The sequence below is a fragment of the Bartonella sp. AA83SXKL genome, from assembly GCF_042196965.1.
Classification (GTDB): Bacteria; Pseudomonadota; Alphaproteobacteria; order Rhizobiales; family Rhizobiaceae; genus Bartonella.
The window spans coordinates 39,522-57,965 of the sequence record NZ_JBHIRG010000006.1; the positions used below are offsets into that span (position 1 = coordinate 39,522).

Here is an 18,444-nt window from a genome sequence, read left to right on the forward strand (position 1 = left end):
GAGCCCTACGAATGCAAGAAAAACATGCATATTTTAAAAATAGTCTACTTTCTTACGGACTGCTTTTTCCTCAGCTTCTTGTGACTTTTTTGTTTTTCTTTTGGCCTGCTGCTCAAGCAATAAAATCATCTTTTGAGCGTGAAGACCCTTTTGGCTTTACAACAACCTTTATTGGTTTTGAGAATTATCTAACCGTTCTTTCTGATCCTACATATCGGCAATCGCTTCTTACAACCGCAGTATTTTCCATCTCAGTTACTGTCGCTTCAATGACAATATCACTTCTCTTAGCTGTCTGTGTTGATCGTGTCATCCGTGCAAAAAAGGCTTATACAATGCTTTTGCTCTGGCCCTATGCTGTTGCTCCAGTATTGGCAGGTATATTGTGGCTGTTTATCTTTCATCCCACCATCGGAATTATCCCTTTTTTTCTCGAGAAAATAGGGGTGCTATGGAATTATCGTATTAATGGCACTCAAGCAATGATTCTTATTGTCATTGCGGCTAGTTGGAAACAAATTTCTTACAATTTTCTCTTTTTTCTTACAGGTCTTCAGTCTGTTCCGCGTTCTCAAATAGAAGCAGCCGCCATTGATGGTGCTGGTCCCTTTAAACGATTTTGGACAGTGGTTTTCCCGCAAATTTCACCAACGACGTTTTTCCTTCTTATTGTCAATGTCAATTATGTTATGTTTGATACTTTTGGTATTATTGATAATACAACTTCTGGAGGTCCTGCGCGTGCAACGAGCATCCTCGTCTATAAAGTATATGACGATGGCTTTAGAAATCAAATAATCGGTGCATCAGCAGCACAATCAACAATATTGATGTTGATGGTTATTGTCTTAACGTTTATCCAGTTTCGCTGGATTGAGCGCCGTGTACAATATTAGGAAACAAATTATGGTTGAAAATCGCCCTGTTTTGAAATTTCTAACCCATATTACTCTTATTGTTGGTATTATCATTATTTGCTTTCCAGTTTATGTTGCTATCATTGCATCAACTCATAGTTCAGCAGCATTTAACTCAGGAACACTTCCTCTTTTGCCTGGGAAATATGCTCTGGAAAATTATAAAACAATCTTTGGTGATGGCCTTGCACAGCTGGGTTTGCCCAACCTCTGGCCACTCTTAATGAATTCATTCATTATGGCTCTTGGAATTAGCGTTGGAAAAATTATTATTTCACTTTTGTCTGCTTATGCAATTATTTACATGCGCTTTCCCTTCCGAAAAACTGCTTTTGTTCTTATTTTTGTTACATTGATGCTCCCTGTCGAAGTTCGTATTCTTCCAACCTATGAGATTGTTGCGAAATTGGGGATGGTTAACACCTATAGTGGAATGATTATTCCACTTATTGCATCTGCAACCGCTACATTTTTATTTCGCCAGTTTTTTTTGACTGTTCCAGATGAACTCTTAGAGGCGGCACGTGTTGATGGTGCAGGTCCAGTTAAATTTTTTAAGGATATTCTTCTTCCTCTTAGTAAAAGCAATATCGCTGCTTTATTTATCATTATGTTCATTTATGGATGGATACAATATCTCTGGCCTCTTATCATCACAACGGATCAAAATCATCAAACGATCCTTATTATTTTAAAACAGCTTATTGTCGAATCACTTCAACATGATCCTCAATGGAATATACTCATGGCAGTATCGGTTGTTGCCATGGTTCCCCCTGTTCTTGTTGTTATCTTCATGCAGCGGCTTTTTATCAAAGGCCTTATTGAAACGGAGAAGTAATTGTGGCCATAATCCAGTTATCAAATATAAAAAAACAGTATGACAACGGCATTCTGGTCATTGATGATTTAAATTTAACTGTTGCCGATAAAGAACTTCTTGTTCTTGTCGGTCCTTCAGGGTGCGGAAAATCGACCTTATTACGTATTATAGCAGGACTTGAACAAGTTACTTCAGGTGAATTATGCATTGATAACGAATGTATCAATGATCGTGAACCAGCTGATCGTGATATCGCTATGGTTTTTCAAAATTATGCCCTTTATCCCCATATGACAGTTCGTGGAAACTTAGAATATGGTCTTAAAAATCGTAAAACTCCTAAAGAAGAAATTAAAAAACGTATCGCACATGCTGCAAAGCTTTTGGAGATAGAACCATTTCTTGATCGTAAACCACGACAATTATCAGGAGGACAACGTCAGCGTGTTGCAATGGGGCGTGTGATTGTACGTCAACCCCGTGTTTTTCTCTTTGATGAACCTCTTTCAAATCTTGATGCAAAATTACGGGCGCAAATGTGTATTGAAATAAAAACACTACAGCGTTCATTAGGAACAACGAGCCTCTATGTTACCCATGATCAACTAGAAGCTATGACATTAGCTGATAGAATAGTCGTTTTGAATAAAGGAGCTATCGAGCAAATTGGAACACCAATGGAAATTTACGATACTCCAGCAACAACATTTGTTGCTGATTTTATTGGTTCTCCTCCTATGAATTTTCTTGATCGCCATGTCTTAGAACAACATTTAGGGCATTCATTTTCTTATGGCGAAGAAACTGATCTTTTGGCATTCAGACCTGAAATAATCTTATTGGGACAACATCCAGATAAAGGGCCTGTCTTTCACACAAAAATTGAGCTTATCAAGCTTATTGGAACAGGTTGCCATGTTTTAACGCGTTGGAATGGTATCATCTTTACGATTGAAATAAAAGAACGCTTGACACAAGACTATGGTCAAAAACTAAGTTTCACAGTTGCTCATCAGAATTTTCATACTTTTAATAAAAACACAGGAAAGCGCACAAATAATAAGTAAGCATTACTTGATGTGACACGACTCTCTTTTATGCTGCGTCATGATAATGTTGTGTTTTGACTTTCTCGATTACATTTACAAACTCAGGTTGTAACCGATGGGATTAAAAACAAAATTTTAACAGTTTTGGTAATGATCCATTGTCCCATGGCGCTGAGAATGTCAAAACATTTATATGAAGAAATTTTGCATTTTCACGGTCTGTAAGAAGAATATAATTTTCAAACATCATTTTCATTATAAAAAAATATCAATATAGAATAAATCTTTATTAACCATATTTTTACTCATTTATAATTTTGTTATAAAAAAAACATATTATAATATGTTTCTTGATGTAATAATTTATGTGTATTATAAAAGTAAATGAGAGAAATAGAGAGAAAAAATGAGTCACAGATAAGGGAGGATGCGCCCCATATCTTGGCTTTGACCCCTGACATAAGAAGTCTACTTGATCCACAAAATACGACGCTGTTTTAAATAGTCTGTACGAAAATAGGCGCATTCTATTTTACCGCTGGCCATATGATCTAAAATGGTTTCAGAGCTCCTATAAGAAGCATTTGTTTTTTCTACCAATCACATAAATTAGAGAGAAACCTATGCGCGCATGCTGCAAGTTTATTTTTTTCTCATGTAAATCACTATGCAATTCTCAGCGAGGGTATCTGATAAGTTGCAAAAAAATCACTGAGAGATAGAAGGCGTGCTTGTTTTAGAATTTTCATTACTTTTAACGATAAAAGCAGATGAAACACATCTGTAACATCTCATCGATCTTTTCTATATTCTTGAGTTAAAAATTGCCTATAGATCATCCTCAAACAGATCTTTATGAATATAGCATAGGGGATCGATGCGAACACCTATAAGAATCAGCAGAGACAAAGACAGTTATATTATTGTTTTACAAAGCATTTTATAAAAGCTGGTATATTTTTTCAATATATTACCAGTCTATTAATGGTTTTATGATATTACTTTCTTATAAAGCGCGTGCTTTTTGTTGCTTATAAATCAACCTAAACTTTATACAGCAGTATGTTTGAGACAAATATGAAGACGGTTCAGTGCTGTATTCAGTTTTGTATGCCAGAGTAGAATAAGCTTATCTGCTTGTGTAATTTTTAAAATGAGGAGACAGCTTAATTTAGGGGGGGGAATATGAAAGCATCAAGATAAAAAATAGATTCTGTCTTTAGCATCATCTTTTAATTTAGTATTGCAATTTTCAAAAACATCTGAGCCAGTGTCTCTTACATAATGGCGATTAAGCATTGCCGAACACATTTTTTTACGTTCTTTGAATAGAATTGCATCTCTCATACAAAACAGAATACCTAAACAGAAGGCTATTGGGTTGCCAATTTACGCACTTTTTTTAAAAAATATCTTGCAAGGTTGTTCCAACTATTTATTCACGCAGTCGTTTATAAGTAGTATAACATAAAATCCATTGTGTATCGCCATCTTTATGCTTATAAAAATGCAAGCTGGGGCCATCATCATACTCTCTTTCAGTCTCCAACATTGCAACAATTATTGTGTTGAGACTCTTCATAAGAGGCATTTTTTCTTCAAGTGGTTTTTATTCATACACTAATTCTACTTGCATGTTATAAATGAAGTTGGATAGATAAAAATACTTTAAGAAAAAGACACCAAATTCTTCTTATGAATCGTTTCAAGTGTCGAGAGTTATTGTAAAAGAAGCATTGAAAAATAGAATGCTACTGCTGACAGTTTGGGCACCATGAGGCAATAAATCCACTTACTTTATCTATCTTAGAATCTATAGAGTATAAATTTCTCTGTAAAAGTAACTTTATTTCATATCAATGTTATCAATTATAGCTGTTGGAGCATCATTAGTAACATAATCATAGACCTACGATTTTATGAACTCTTTTTTATCTCTTTTATAGAAGATCTTAATGTTTTGTGATAGCATCAATGATGGTATTCACATTGTGTTCCATCATATCGAGATAAGTTGCTGCAGGGCCATTTTTGTTTGACAATGCATCAGAATAAAGTGTTCCACCAATTGTTAAACCTGTTTCTTTTGCAATCTGTTTTATGAGACGGGGATTAGAGATATTTTCAACGAATAGGGCAGTTGCTTTATTCGCTTTAATTTGTTTTATAAGTTTAGCAACATCGGCTGCGGTTGCTTCAGTTTCTGTTGAAGCACTTTGAGGGGCAAGGATAGTAAAACCATATTCCTTGGCAAAATAGCCAAAGGCATCATGAGATGTGATAATGATACGTTTATCTTTAGGAATGGTAGAAATTTTTGTTTTCAGGGTATCTTGTGCTATTTTAAGTTTTTGGATGTAGGTTTCGGCATTTTTTTTGTAGCTGGTGCAGGATTGTGGATCGATTTTACAAAAAGCAGCAGCGATATTTTTCACATAGATTTTGACATTGGGAATTGTTTGCCAAGCGTGTGGATCAATAACGCTATGGTGGTGATGGGCATTATGTTCTTGATTTTTCATTTTGAGAGAGGGAATGTTAGCGCTAACTTCGACAAGAAGTGCTTTTGTACCGCTTGCTGTAATGAGGCGATCAATGAATCCTTCTAAATGAAGCCCGTTGATGAAAATAATTTGAGCATTTCTAAGCGCTTGAGCATCATGGGGGGTAGGTTCATAAGTGTGGGTATTCGCATTTGGACCTACAAAAGTAGTCATAGAGATATGGTGGTCTCCTACATTTTTTACGAGATCTGCGAGAATAGAAAAGCTCGCAACAACTTTGATTTTATTGTGTGCAGAAGCAGAAAATGGAGAAAGGGCAAGCAATAAGGCTCCAAGAATAACAAATTTTTGAGCAAACTTAGGCACATTTTTTTCCTTAAAGTGAGGAGGTATAAAAGAGGTGGGGAAACCATGTTACAATAAAGCCACGTGGACTTATCAAACAGGAAACGAGATAAATAAATCCTGCGGCAATGATGATAGCAGGGCCGGAGGGAAGTGAAAGATGAAAAGAAAGCAGGAGACCACATACGCTAGAAATGATTCCAAAAAGAGTGGAAAGCGCGCAAATAGGGACTAGCCGTGAAAACCAAAAACGGGCTGTAATGGCTGGAATCATCATAATACCAACGGAAAGTAATGTTCCTAGTGATTGAAAGCCTCCAACCAGATTCAACACCACAAGTCCAAGCAATGAAATATGAATATATTTACTCAATGGAGAGAGTGATTTAAAAAAGAGGGGGTCAAAGCTTTCTAAAACGAGTGCACGCCAAAAAATACAAAGGCTGCATAGTGTAATCAGCATTATAGTAGCGATTAACCAAAGGGCTTGTGCATCAAGTGCAAGAACCGATCCGAATAAGAGATGAAGCAGCTCAATTGTTGAGTCTTTCAGTGAGATAATAATAACACCTGCCGCGAGTGCAATAAGATAAAAGACGGTCATGGATGCATCTTCTTTCTGAAAGCTGTTTCGTGAAATCAAAATGGTTGCTAAAGCAACAATAAGACCAGCGAAGATGCCACCAAGTGTCATAGATATGAGGGAAAAACCACAAATCAGAAAAGCAGTTGCAACACCAGGAAGAATGGCATGAGAAATAGCATCTCCTGTCAAGCTCATTCCACGGAGCATCAAAAACACACCAACAGGACAAGCGCTAATAGACAGAAAAATAGAACCGATAAGGGCGTTTTGCATAAATTGGAAATCAACAAAGGGGGCAAGAAAAAATGCATACACGTCTTATACCTAAGTAAGAAAGAGAGGATCATTGATGGGAAGATTTTGTTTTTGTGCGCTAATAGGGAAAGAATTGGATGTGAGAGGTGGCATAACGTGATGAATGGTGTTGTTTAAAAACTGTGTTGTTTCTCCATAAAAGGCGTTTTGTTGATCAATTTGAATCATTTGGGGGAAAAATTCTTGCACGATGAGAGGATTATGGAGTGCTGTGAGAATTGTGCGTCCTTGCTGTTGCCAGTATGTGATCAGTGCAAGAAGGTCTTTTTGGGTATTATGATCTACACCATTGAAAGGTTCATCAAGTAAAATAATATTGGCATCTTGTATAATGATACGTGCAAAAAGAGCGCGTTGCAATTGCCCGCCTGATAATGTTTCAAGCGAACGGGATGCGAGTTCTGTAAGCCCAACCATTTTAAGAGCATTTTGAATCTTAGAATCATAAGGGCGCTGATTCTTCCATAATCCACAAAAAGACCACAGTCCTGTTTTTACAAGCGTTTTCACATCAATTGGAAATGTTTGATCTATATTACATTGCTGAGCAAGATAAGCAATGCAGCTTTTTTTTGGTTTTGTAATTTTTCCTTTAAGAGGTTTAATCAATCCGGCGATAGCTTTTAGCAGTGTCGATTTTCCAGCGCCATTATCACCTGTTATTGCAACCAATGAACCAGCTTTTAATTTTGCTGAAAAGTTCTTTATTGCTATTCTATTCCTATAGCCTAATGTTGTCTTATTGAAGTGCAGATCCATATTTTTTACCATCGTTGCTTATTATTTTGGAAACTATGTAATAATATAACGTTTGTCAACAAAATGTTATATTATTACATAGTTTTGAGTACTGAAAATTTTAGTGGGAAGATCGTGGAAAATTAAAAATAATAATTGAATTCACCTTGACGAAAGAGAGAGAGTATATACTATATATAGTATCAAAATGATTGGTGATTCTAAATAAGCACAAGAGAGGGTGTTAGTGTGTTTCGTTTGGTATCTAAGTTATTTCCATTATTGTAAAGAGTTTATTGGCCAAAGGTATAGCAGTATTTTTACTGAAGGGTCTCTTTTGGAGGGATTTCCTTTCGTTTTTGTAATTGATTTTTGCCGTAAAAGAGCAAACAGAGCTCTTGAAAAACGGTAGTTTAGAACATTAGTTTTTTAGACAGCAGGAGGGAATTGTAATGCAAGCAAAAGATTGTTTTATAACTAGGGGGCTTTGCCATTTAAGTTGTAGAATAATCGCTTATTCTCATCATAGTTTTTGAAGTTATTTGATGAGGAATTCTGTTATGTTCAGGAAGCTGTGTATTATTTGAAAATAATCACATGTTTTGCGTACAATTTCTGTTTTTTGTTATTCTTGAGTACCTATAAAATTATTAGATTGACCTTTCAGGGTTGATTGTTTGGAATTGTGAAAGTTGAAGAAAATGTCGATCACTATTTATAGCAAACCATCTTGTGTCCAATGTGATGCTACACGCCGCGCTTTTGATGCAAAAGGCATTCATTATCGTGTTGTTGATATTTCCTGTGATGAACAAGCATACAGTTTTGTTCAATCTCTGGGGTATCGTCAGGTTCCTGTCGTTGTTTGTGGTGAAAATCATTGGTCTGGTTTTAGACCAGATATGATTAGTGGTCTTTGTGCTTAATGGGGCTTATTGTTTATTATTCGAGTGCAACGGGTAATACAGAACATTTTGTCTCGCAGCTTGGTCAACGACTCTTCAAAATTGATAAAAGAAAGCCTTCTGCATTGGTTGGTGAACCTTATGTATTGGTTGTTCCTACATATGCAGATGGTGAAGGAAGAGGGGCCGTGCCGAAAGCCGTTGTCCAGTTTCTTAATGAAGCTGAGAACCGAAAATTAATTTGTGGTGTTATTGGCGGTGGGAATCGTAATTTTGGTCGCTATTATAATTTAGCAAGTAAAATTATTGCTGAAAAATGTTGTGTACCTTGCCTTTATCGTTTTGAGCTGCGTGGAACTGATGAAGACGTTATTTATGTAAAAAAGGGATTGGAAAGATTTTGGAAACAATTAGCATAGGACAATCGCAGAAATCGGATCAGATTACTGATTATCATGCGTTGAATGCAATGCTTAATCTTTATGATGAAAATGGTCATATTCAATTTGATATGGATCGGCTTGCTGCGCGGCAATATTTTCTTCAGCATGTTAATCAAAATACAGTTTTTTTTCATAACCTGAAGGAAAAAATAGATTACTTAATAGAAGAAGGTTATTATGAAAAAGCTTTATTTGAGCTTTATGATTTTTCTTTTATTAAAAAGCTTTTTAAACGTGCTTACGCATTTAAGTTTCGTTTTCCTACCTTTTTAGGCGCATTTAAGTATTATACCAGCTATACACTGAAGACTTTTGATGGAAAACGTTATCTTGAACGTTATGAAGATCGTGTCTGTCTTGTAGCTTTATATTTGGCACAAGGGAATAAAGCTCTTGCTGAAAGTTTTGTGGATGAAATTATTACAGGACGTTTTCAACCGGCAACACCGACATTTTTAAATGCTGGGAAAAAACAACGAGGTGAATTGGTTTCGTGTTTTTTGCTACGTGTTGAAGATAATATGGAATCGATAGGTCGTTCGGTTAATTCGGCTTTGCAGCTTTCAAAACGTGGTGGAGGTGTAGCGCTTTGTTTAACGAATTTGCGGGAAGCTGGGGCGCCAATTAAGCAAATAGAAAATCAGTCCTCAGGTGTTTTACCGGTGATGAAACTCTTGGAAGATTCTTTTTCTTACGCCAATCAGCTTGGGGCACGACAGGGGGCTGGAGCTGTTTATTTGCATGCTCATCATTTAGATATTATGAAGTTTTTGGATACAAAGCGTGAAAATGCTGATGAAAAAGTTAGAATCAAAACGCTTTCGCTTGGTGTCGTTATTCCTGATATTACTTTTGAGCTTGCACGGAATAATGAGGATATGTATCTCTTCTCATCGTATGACATCGAGCGTGTGACAGGTAAGCCCTTTAGCGATATTTCTTTAACGGAGCATTATCGTTCTTTTGTTGATAATGCAAAGATTCGTAAAAAGAAAATAAGTGCACGCGTTTTTTTCCAGACATTAGCGGAAATTCAATTCGAGTCGGGTTATCCCTATATTTTATTTGAGGATACTGCTAATCGATCGAATCCGATAGCTGGGCGCATAAGTATGAGCAATTTATGTTCAGAAATTTTGCAGGTGAGTGAGGCGAGTGAACTGGAGACAGATTTAACTTATCGCACGATTGGAAGTGATATATCCTGTAATCTTGGATCCATGAATATTGCCAAAGCAATGGAAAGTCCTGATTTTGGACAGACCGTGGAATCTGCTGTTCGTGCTCTGACTGCTGTTTCGGATATGAGCAATATTGCTTGTGTGCCTTCCATTGCGAAAGGCAATGCTGAAAGTCATGCGATTGGTTTGGGACAAATGAATTTGCATGGGTTTCTAGCGCGTGAGCAGATCTATTATGGGTCTCCAGAAGCGATTGATTTTACCAATATCTATTTTTATATTGTGACATATCACGCCATACGGGCTTCCAATTTAATTGCGCACGAACGTCAAGAAATGTTTGCAGGGTTTGAAAAATCAGCTTATGCAGATGGACGTTTTTTCGAAAAATATATTGAAAAAGAATGGAAACCGCAATTTCCACTTGTGCAAGAGCTTTTTGCACGGAATAATATTGTTATTCCAGATCAAAAGGATTGGCAGGAACTCAAAAAATTAGTTATTGAGTATGGGCTTTATAACCGCAATTTGCAGGCAGTTCCACCTACGGGATCTATTTCCTATATTAATCATGCCACTTCTTCCATTCATCCAATTGCTTCAAAAATTGAAATTCGCAAAGAGGGAAAAATTGGGCGCGTTTATTATCCTGCTCCTTATATGGATAATACGAATTTGAATTTTTACCAAGATGCTTATGAGATTGGTCCTGAAAAAATTATAGATACCTATGCTGCTGCAACACAGCATGTTGATCAAGGTCTTTCATTAACATTATTTTTTCCTGATACAGCGACCACACGTGATATTAACCGCGCACAAATTTATGCTTGGAAAAAGGGAATCAAGAGTATTTACTATGTACGATTACGGCAAGTAGCATTAAGTGGAACAGAAGTTGATGGCTGTGTTTCGTGCAGTTTATAGGAGATCATCATATGACAAAGATTACAACCAAAAATCCTGTTGTGTGCGCTGTTAATTGGAATAGATTACATGATGAGAAAGATCTTGAAGTATGGAACCGCTTAACTGGGAATTTTTGGTTACCTGAGAAGGTTCCACTTTCCAATGACATTCCTTCATGGTCAAGCTTAACGGATGAAGAACGTAAGCTAACGATTCGTGTTTTTACAGGACTAACGCTTCTCGATACAATTCAAAACACTGTAGGAGCCATTTCGCTTCTGGCTGATGCGATAACGGAGCATGAGGAGGCAGTTTTGACGAATATTGCTTTTATGGAAGCTGTTCATGCACGTTCTTATTCCTCTATTTTTTCAACCCTTTGTTCGACGGTAGAAGTTGATGATGCGTTTAGATGGTCAGAAGAAAATATTCATTTGCAGAAAAAGGCTAGATTAGTACTTGAGCGTTATGAAGCAAATGATCCACTTAAGAAAAAAATTGCTTCGACTTTGCTGGAAAGCTTTTTATTTTATTCTGGTTTTTATTTGCCCATGTATTGGGCCAGTCGCGCTAAGTTGACCAATACAGCAGACCTCATTCGACTAATCATTCGTGATGAAGCAGTCCATGGTTATTATATAGGTTATAAATTCCAATTGGGCTTTGCAAAGCTTGATGAAGCCAAAAGACAAGAAATTAAAGATTTTGCTTTTAACCTGCTCTTTGATCTTTATAACATCGAGTGCAAATATACTGAAGATCTTTATGATGCGCTTGGATTGACAGAAGATGTTAAAATTTTTCTTCATTATAATGCTAACAAGGCTTTAATGAATTTAGGTTTTGAAGCTCTTTTCCCCCCTGAGGTTTGTCGTGTTAATCCCGCTATTTTGGCGGCTTTATCACCAAACTCTGACGAAAATCATGACTTTTTTTCAGGAGCAGGTTCTTCTTATGTCATTGGCAAGGCTGTTGCTACTACGGATGATGATTGGGAATTTTAATGTTTGCATGCAAATAGAAGTGCGCGGGGTATTCCACTTAGATCTTTGCGCACTTCTAAACATTGAAAACCATTTTTTTCAAACAAATTGCAGGCTTCATTTTCTTGAGAGAAACCAATTTCAACAGCGACATAGCCGTTTTCTTTTAAGTAATTGGCTGCTTCATGGGCGAGTTTTCGATAAAAATCAAGTCCATCTTCCCCTCCTATCAGAGCGCGCAATGGGTCATGTAAGCGCACTTCTTTTGCAAGTTTTTTGATATCTTTTGCGGGAATATAAGGTGGATTGGAAACAATAAAATCAAAGCGATCTGTGACAGAATCAAACCAGTCGCTAAGAAGAGGTGTGAAGCGGTGTGCTACTTCAGCATTTTTTGCATTTTTTTTCGCTGTTTTAAGGGCATCTTCAGAAATATCGACTGCCACCGCATAGGATTGGGGAATTTGTTTAAGGAGTGCAATAGCAATGGCGCCACTTCCTGTTCCCATATCAAGGAATGTTGTTCTTCTCGAATTTTCGACCTGTTTTTGGAGAAAAGGGAGAACAAGATCTATCAGCGTTTCTGTATCAGGACGAGGTTCTAACGTCTCTTGAGACAATGTAAAAGATATACCATAAAATTCTCGTACTCCTATAATACGGTAAACGGGTTCGCCTGCAATACGCCGTTGTAAAGCCTGTTCTATTTGTATAATATGCTCAGAAGATAGATGCATATCTGGTTTAGAAATTCTTTCAGCAGCATTTATTCCTGTTATCCATTCAACGAGTATTTTCGCATCGAGATCGGCTTCAGCAATCCCTTTCGTGCGCAATTTTTCTTGCATTTGTTGGATAACATTCTTGAAAGAATATTTGCTCAATTATTATCCATTTCCATTAGCAGTGTTGTTTGATGATCTGAGATGAGTGCATGAAGAAGTTCATCAAGATCTCCCTCTAGAATGCGATCAAGCTTATACAAGGTTAAATTAATACGGTGATCCGTGACACGTCCTTGTGGAAAATTATAGGTACGAATACGTTCTGAGCGATCACCAGAACCAACTTGGCTTTTACGAGAAGCTGAACGTTCACTTTCCGCTTTTTGTCGTTCGATATCGAATAAGCGTGCCCGTAAAATTTGAAGGGCTCGTGCTCGGTTCTGATGTTGTGATTTTTCTGCTTGTACGACCATAATTCCTGTTGGAATATGCGTGATACGAACAGCTGAATCCGTTGTATTAACATGCTGTCCTCCTGCTCCGGATGCACGCATTGTGTCGATACGAATATCTTCAGGACGAATATCAATATCAATATCTTCAGCTTCTGGAAGCACAGCAACGGTAGCAGCAGATGTATGGATACGCCCACCTGTCTCTGTTTCAGGGATGCGTTGCACACGATGAACCCCCGATTCATATTTCAATTTAGAAAAGACACCTTTTCCTGAAATGCTAGCAATAATCTCTTTATATCCGCCAACTTCCCCCTCACTAAGTGAAATAACTTCTACTTTCCAATGGTGAGCATGGGCATAACGTTCATACATGCGGAAAAGATCACCGGAAAAAAGTGCTGCTTCTGAGCCACCCGTTCCTGCTCGAATTTCAACAATAGCGTTTTTTTCATCAGCAACATCTTTAGGCAATAACAGAATTTGGAGTTCTTTTTCAAATTGCTCCACTTTTTTATATAACGATGGTAGCTCTTCTTGGGCAAGATTACGCATCTCTATATCTGTTTGTTTATCGTTGATAATCGTTTCTAATTCTGTAATCTCTTCGTAAAGAGCATTTAATGCGCGTATAGAGGTAATAACGGGTTGTAGTTCTGCATATTCAGAAGCTAATTTGACATATGTTTCAGCATTTGGATTCGTCGTCATTTGGCTTTCAATTATTTCAAAGCGTTTTTCAAGCTGTCTCATACGATCTTGTGGCAAAGAAACCATGATAATATTGGCCTAATTTTTCATAATACAATTTTTATAATATTTTGTTGCAATGATTTTTTGTTATAATATTGGCAATGAATTACCGTATAGCATCATACAAAGAGGGGTAATAAAGCAATTCTTTTTTTTTGCCAATGAAAACTATTATATTTTAAAGGTAAATTTTTATAAAATTTGATTTGCCTGAGGTATTTTATCTAATGATATATGATTACTTTTTTAAGAGTTTTTTTTTCCGTAAAGTTCAAGGCGGTGATGAATAATATCATAGCCAAGGGATTTTGCAATTTCCTCTTGCAGCTTTTCAATAACATCAGAATGAAACTCGATAACTTGTCCTGTTTCTATATCAATGAGATGATCATGATGTTGCCCATCTGCTTGCTCAAAACGAGATGGACCACCACTAAAGCTATGGCGATGAATTGTTCCATTTCCTTCTAATATTTTCATGGTTCGATAAACAGTTGAGAGTGAAATATTCGAATCTATTTTGTTTGCACGCTGAAAAATTTCAAATGCATTAGGATGATCATTTGTATCAGTCAAAATATCAAGAATAACTCGTCGTTGACGTGTTACTCTTAAACCAGCTGTGCGCAATTCTTGCTCATAATTTCGCTTTTTATTCATTTGCATAATTTGCTTTTCAAACAAAGGCTCCATGACAGTGTTTGTATTTTTTTTCTGAACCGCAAGGACAACGCTCATTACGTCCAACTTTTCCCCATGTGGTTATATCGTTAGGGTCACGATCTTGTGGATTAACAAATCTATTTTCTTGTGATCGTGCCCATAAGGTGGGAGCATTTTCTTGACTTTGATCATTAAAGACAGAAGAAGCAGCATCAGTTTGCTCAGGTATGGTCGGTTCTGTGGGGTGTTGAATGATTTCAAAGCGCATAAGCTTAGAAGTGACAATTCGGCGCAAATTTTTCAACATACTTTGAAAGAGTTCAAATGATTCTGTCTTATATTCATTGAGCGGATCCCGCTGCGCATAACCACGAAACCCAACAACAGAACGCAAATGGTCTAAACTCACCAGATGTTCACGCCATAACGTGTCAATAGTTTCGAGCAATACTGCTTTGTGAAAATAAGCCATAACTTCTGGAGAATATCGTTCAGTACGCTCATTTTCAAGTTTTGTAACAGCATCTGATACACGCTCTAGAATTTGCTCCTCGGCAATTCCATCTTCTTTTGCCCATTCTTCCACTGGAAGCTCAAGATTAAAGAGTTGTTGAAGCTCTTCTTCGAGAGTTTTTGTATCCCATTTTTCAGAATATGTCCCTGATGGAATATAAGCCTCTACGAGATCCTCTACGACTTCATTGCGCATTTCAAGGATCATTTCTGATAAATCATCTGCGTTCATGACCTCCATACGCTGTTCAAAAATAACCTTGCGTTGATCATTCATGACATCATCATATTTTAGCAGATTTTTACGAATTTCAAAGTTTCGTGCTTCGACCTTTTTTTGCGCTTTTTCAAGGGCTTTATTAATCCATGGATGGATAATAGCTTCATTTTCTTTCAATCCAAGTTTTTGCAGCATACCATCCATACGGTTAGAGCCAAAGATACGCATAAGATCATCTTGAAGAGAGAGAAAGAATTTTGAGCGACCAGGATCGCCTTGGCGACCAGAACGTCCACGAAGCTGGTTATCAATACGACGGCTTTCATGACGTTCAGTAGCGATAACGTAAAGTCCTCCAGCCGCTAAAGCTTTTTCTTTAAGCTTCTGAACATCTTTTTTTATTTCTTCAATTTTAGCTGTCCGCTCTGGACCTTCGGGGATATCCTGTAACTCTTGTCGGATGCGCATTTCAACATTACCACCAAGCTGTATATCCGTACCGCGTCCTGCCATGTTGGTTGCAATGGTGAGAGCTCTAGGAACTCCTGCTTGCGCAATGATATATGCTTCTTGTTCGTGATAGCGAGCATTTAAGACTCTAAAATCGGTAATGCCTTCTTTTCGCAAACGCTCTGCCAATTGTTCTGATTTTTCAATAGAGGTTGTTCCAACAAGAATAGGCTGTTCTTTTTCGTGTGCTTGACGGATATCACGCACAATTGCCCGATATTTCTCTTCTGCTGTTCGATAAATCTCATCATCTTCATCAATACGTTGTATTGGCAAATTGGTAGGGACTTCGACAACGTCAAGACCATAAATATTTCTGAATTCTTCGGCTTCTGTTGTTGCAGTTCCAGTCATGCCAGATAATTTTCTATACATACGGAAGTAATTTTGGAAAGTGATGGAAGCAAGTGTCTGGTTTTCTGGTTGAATAGCAACATGCTCTTTAGCTTCTAACGCTTGATGAAGTCCTTCAGAATAACGCCGCCCAGGCATCATTCGTCCTGTAAATTCGTCAATAATAACGATTTCATCATTGCGAACAATGTAATCTTTATCACGAGCAAACAGTTTATGAGCTTTTAGAGCATTATTGACATGATGAACGATAGCGACATTTTCTATGTCATAAAGACTCTCACCTTTAAGATGCCCAGCTTGTTCGAGCATTTTTTCAATTTTTTCAGTACCAACTTCGGTAAAGGTCGTTGTTTTTTGTTTTTCGTCTATTTCATAGTCTTCTGGAGTTAAGGCAGGAATAAATGTATCAATAAGGTTATAGAAGTCAGTACGATCTTCTAGAGGACCAGAAATAATAAGGGGGGTACGGGCTTCATCAATAAGAATCGAATCAACTTCATCAACAATTGCGTAATGATGTCCACGTTGGACCATTTGACTATGATCGAAGGCCATATTATCACGCAAATAATCAAAACCTAGTTCATTATTTGTGGCATAGGTAATGTCGCATGCATAGGCCTCTCGGCGGGCATCACTATCAAGATCATGAAGAATCACGCCTGTTGTAAGCCCTAGAAAACTAAAAATTTTCCCCATTGTTTCAGCATCACGACTGGCGAGATAATCGTTTACTGTCACAACATGAACGCCTTTACCTTCCAATGCATTGAGATAAATTGGTAGAGTTGCCATTAATGTTTTACCTTCACCAGTACGCATTTCAGCTATGCCACAGTCGTGAAGGACCATTCCACCAATAAGTTGCACGTCAAAAGGACGCATGTCATAAACACGTTTTGCGGCTTCACGAACAGTCGCGAAAGCTTCTGGTAAGAGCAAATCAACACTTTCACCTTCACTAAGACGTTTACGAAAGGCATCTGTTTTTTGGCAAAGCTGCTCATCACTTAATTTTACGAATTGTTCTTCCAAAGCATTAATTTGTGCAACTTTTTGGCGGAGTGCTTTGAGATGTCGCTCATGAGCTGAACCAAAAAACTTACGGGCAAAAACACCTAAACTGACCATCTCTGGCCCTTTCTTTTAATTGTTGTCACTCTTGTTGGGTAATTCATATGCTCTCCCCATACTCTACATTTCCTTCAGGTTGTCTGATATCATTGGAGACATCATGAAACGCAGATGGTACCATTATACTTGCTGGTGTGCAATTTTTCACTCTAATTGTAAAGTAGAGATAAGAGGCTAAGCGCTTTATGTCAACTTTAAGTATGCTATTTAACTGATACAATACAAAGTAATTTAAGATACAATATGTCATTTTTCTCTATTATCATGCTTTTCATCTGCATTAGATAGGATTGGAGAAACTGAGATAAAAGGATAATTTTATACTTTTTTAAAATAAATTACTAATTTATTTCTCTATGTTTAAAGATTAAAGTGTTATGTTAAAGAAAATTGGAATCTTGAACCTGCCTTCATTTTTAAGGAGTATATTTATGAAATTTAACTTTATCGCGCTTTTTTTAGCATCAACTTTATTGGCAAGTACAAGTTTAGGGGTGAAAGCCCAAGAAGGTTTGAATTCATCGTCGAATGATTTAAAGACTTTGGAGAAAGCTTCTGAAAAAGCCGTTTCTCCTTCTCATGTTATGGCGGTTATTGATGGGAAAAATATTACAGCAGGCCAATTGGATGATTTAGCACTTGAAATAAATCCTAATTTAGCACGTTTTCCTGATGAACAACGTCGTATGATGGTTCTAAAAGCTTATTTAGATATGCAGGCACTTGCAAAAGCAGCAAGAAGCAAAGGTCTTGATAAGACAGAAGCTTACGATAAACGTATGGCAGTCATGCGTGACAATGTTCTTCAACAGCTTTATTTTAAACAGGCGATTGTTGACAAAATATCGGATACTGATTTGGAAGCTCTTTATAAGCAAGAAGTTGCTGCTTTACCTAAAGAGGATGAGGTTAAAGCGCGTCATATTTTGGTCAAAACGAGAAAAGAAGCAGAAGCTATCATTAAGCATTTAAATAAAGGCGAAAATTTTGAAGAGATTGCAAAGAAAAGTTCAACAGATGGTTCTGCTGCCGTTGGGGGTGATCTTGGTTATTTTAGCCATGGTCAAATGGTCAAGCCTTTTGAAGATGCTGCATTTGGTTTGAAAGTTGGCGAATACACTAAACAACCCGTTGAAAGTCCTTTTGGTTGGCATATTATTAAATTAGAAGATCGTCGTGTAAAACAACCGCCTGCATTTGATGATGTTAAAGAGATGTTGCGGACACAGCTGATAAAAAAGCGCTATCAAGAACTAATTGTTGATTTACGTAGCAAGATAGATGTGAAATACCCTGATCCTAATGTTACAAAAATCATGGAATCGCTTCATCAAAATGGGACGCTACTTCCCGATGAAACATCTGATGAAGAAGATACGGAATAGCTAGGAAAAATAGGTGGATAGCCTCTTTAAT

At 37.2% G+C, this 18,444-nt stretch carries 15 protein-coding genes; 8 read left to right on the forward strand and 7 right to left on the reverse strand.

The window, feature by feature from the left end; all coding sequences use genetic code 11:
• Positions 1-11: 11 nt before the first annotated feature.
• Genes ugpA through ACFINO_RS04440 form a run of 3 tightly spaced genes read left to right on the forward strand, consistent with a single transcriptional unit; the run spans position 12 to position 2,807 of the window.
• Positions 12-896: a sn-glycerol-3-phosphate ABC transporter permease UgpA gene (ugpA, locus tag ACFINO_RS04430; protein WP_375621175.1), complete on the forward strand. Its 885-nt coding sequence runs from the start codon at positions 12-14 to the stop codon at positions 894-896.
• 10 nt (positions 897-906) lie between these two features.
• Complete coding sequence (gene ugpE / locus ACFINO_RS04435) at positions 907-1,758, forward strand: sn-glycerol-3-phosphate ABC transporter permease UgpE (protein ID WP_375633937.1); 852 nt, start codon at positions 907-909, stop codon at positions 1,756-1,758.
• Between the two features lie 2 nt (positions 1,759-1,760).
• A complete protein-coding gene (locus tag ACFINO_RS04440; RefSeq protein ID WP_375634596.1) occupies positions 1,761-2,807 on the forward strand; it encodes a sn-glycerol-3-phosphate import ATP-binding protein UgpC in 1,047 nt (348 codons plus the stop codon).
• Positions 2,808-4,741: 1,934 nt separating this feature from the next.
• Here the strand turns inward: ACFINO_RS04440 and ACFINO_RS04445 are convergent.
• Genes ACFINO_RS04445 through ACFINO_RS04455 form a run of 3 tightly spaced genes read right to left on the reverse strand, consistent with a single transcriptional unit; the run spans position 4,742 to position 7,298 of the window.
• On the reverse strand, positions 4,742-5,659 hold the full coding sequence (locus tag ACFINO_RS04445) for a metal ABC transporter solute-binding protein, Zn/Mn family (protein WP_375634595.1): 918 nt from the start codon (positions 5,657-5,659) through the stop codon (positions 4,742-4,744).
• A 10-nt stretch (positions 5,660-5,669) separates the two neighbouring features.
• Positions 5,670-6,539 carry a metal ABC transporter permease gene (locus ACFINO_RS04450; protein ID WP_375618061.1) on the reverse strand — a complete coding sequence of 290 codons (870 nt, stop codon included), beginning with the start codon at positions 6,537-6,539 and terminating at the stop codon, positions 5,670-5,672.
• A gap of 9 nt (positions 6,540-6,548) precedes the next feature.
• Positions 6,549-7,298: an ABC transporter ATP-binding protein gene (locus tag ACFINO_RS04455; protein WP_375634594.1), complete on the reverse strand. Its 750-nt coding sequence runs from the start codon at positions 7,296-7,298 to the stop codon at positions 6,549-6,551.
• 680 nt (positions 7,299-7,978) lie between these two features.
• Here ACFINO_RS04455 and nrdH point away from each other — a divergent pair.
• The 4 genes from nrdH to nrdF are packed head-to-tail and all read left to right on the forward strand — an operon-like array spanning position 7,979 to position 11,719.
• Positions 7,979-8,203 (forward strand): glutaredoxin-like protein NrdH, encoded by a 225-nt coding sequence (gene nrdH / locus ACFINO_RS04460; RefSeq protein ID WP_005774163.1) that lies wholly within the window; start codon positions 7,979-7,981, stop codon positions 8,201-8,203.
• The gene (gene nrdI, locus ACFINO_RS04465; RefSeq protein WP_375618059.1) at positions 8,203-8,601 is read left to right on the forward strand and encodes a class Ib ribonucleoside-diphosphate reductase assembly flavoprotein NrdI; all 399 of its coding nucleotides are present in this window, start codon (positions 8,203-8,205) and stop codon (positions 8,599-8,601) included. The genes nrdH and nrdI overlap by 1 nt, the downstream gene beginning before the upstream one ends.
• Complete coding sequence (gene nrdE / locus ACFINO_RS04470) at positions 8,583-10,733, forward strand: class 1b ribonucleoside-diphosphate reductase subunit alpha (protein ID WP_375618058.1); 2,151 nt, start codon at positions 8,583-8,585, stop codon at positions 10,731-10,733. The genes nrdI and nrdE overlap by 19 nt, the downstream gene beginning before the upstream one ends.
• An 11-nt stretch (positions 10,734-10,744) precedes the next feature.
• Positions 10,745-11,719, forward strand: coding sequence for a class 1b ribonucleoside-diphosphate reductase subunit beta (gene nrdF, locus ACFINO_RS04475; protein WP_273722534.1), 975 nt, complete (start codon positions 10,745-10,747; stop codon positions 11,717-11,719).
• Here nrdF and prmC read toward each other — a convergent pair.
• From prmC to secA, 4 genes are all read right to left on the reverse strand, one after another.
• Positions 11,716-12,582 (reverse strand): peptide chain release factor N(5)-glutamine methyltransferase, encoded by an 867-nt coding sequence (gene prmC, locus ACFINO_RS04480; protein WP_375634593.1) that lies wholly within the window; start codon positions 12,580-12,582, stop codon positions 11,716-11,718. The two genes, nrdF and prmC, sit on opposite strands and share 4 nt — an antisense overlap.
• Complete coding sequence (gene prfA / locus ACFINO_RS04485; protein ID WP_375627655.1) at positions 12,579-13,655, reverse strand: peptide chain release factor 1; 1,077 nt, start codon at positions 13,653-13,655, stop codon at positions 12,579-12,581. The genes prmC and prfA overlap by 4 nt, the downstream gene beginning before the upstream one ends.
• 222 nt (positions 13,656-13,877) lie before the next feature.
• Positions 13,878-14,369, reverse strand: a complete 492-nt coding sequence (locus tag ACFINO_RS04490; RefSeq protein ID WP_375618055.1) for a Fur family transcriptional regulator — start codon at positions 14,367-14,369, stop codon at positions 13,878-13,880.
• Complete coding sequence (gene secA, locus ACFINO_RS04495) at positions 14,308-17,025, reverse strand: preprotein translocase subunit SecA (RefSeq protein ID WP_375655131.1); 2,718 nt, start codon at positions 17,023-17,025, stop codon at positions 14,308-14,310. Before secA ends, ACFINO_RS04490 begins: the two co-directional genes overlap by 62 nt.
• Before the next feature lie 434 nt (positions 17,026-17,459).
• Between secA and ACFINO_RS04500 the strand changes: the two genes are divergently transcribed.
• Entirely contained in the window at positions 17,460-18,413 is a 954-nt protein-coding gene (locus ACFINO_RS04500; protein WP_375655132.1) for a peptidylprolyl isomerase, read from the forward strand.
• The last annotated feature ends 31 nt before the right edge of the window (positions 18,414-18,444 follow it).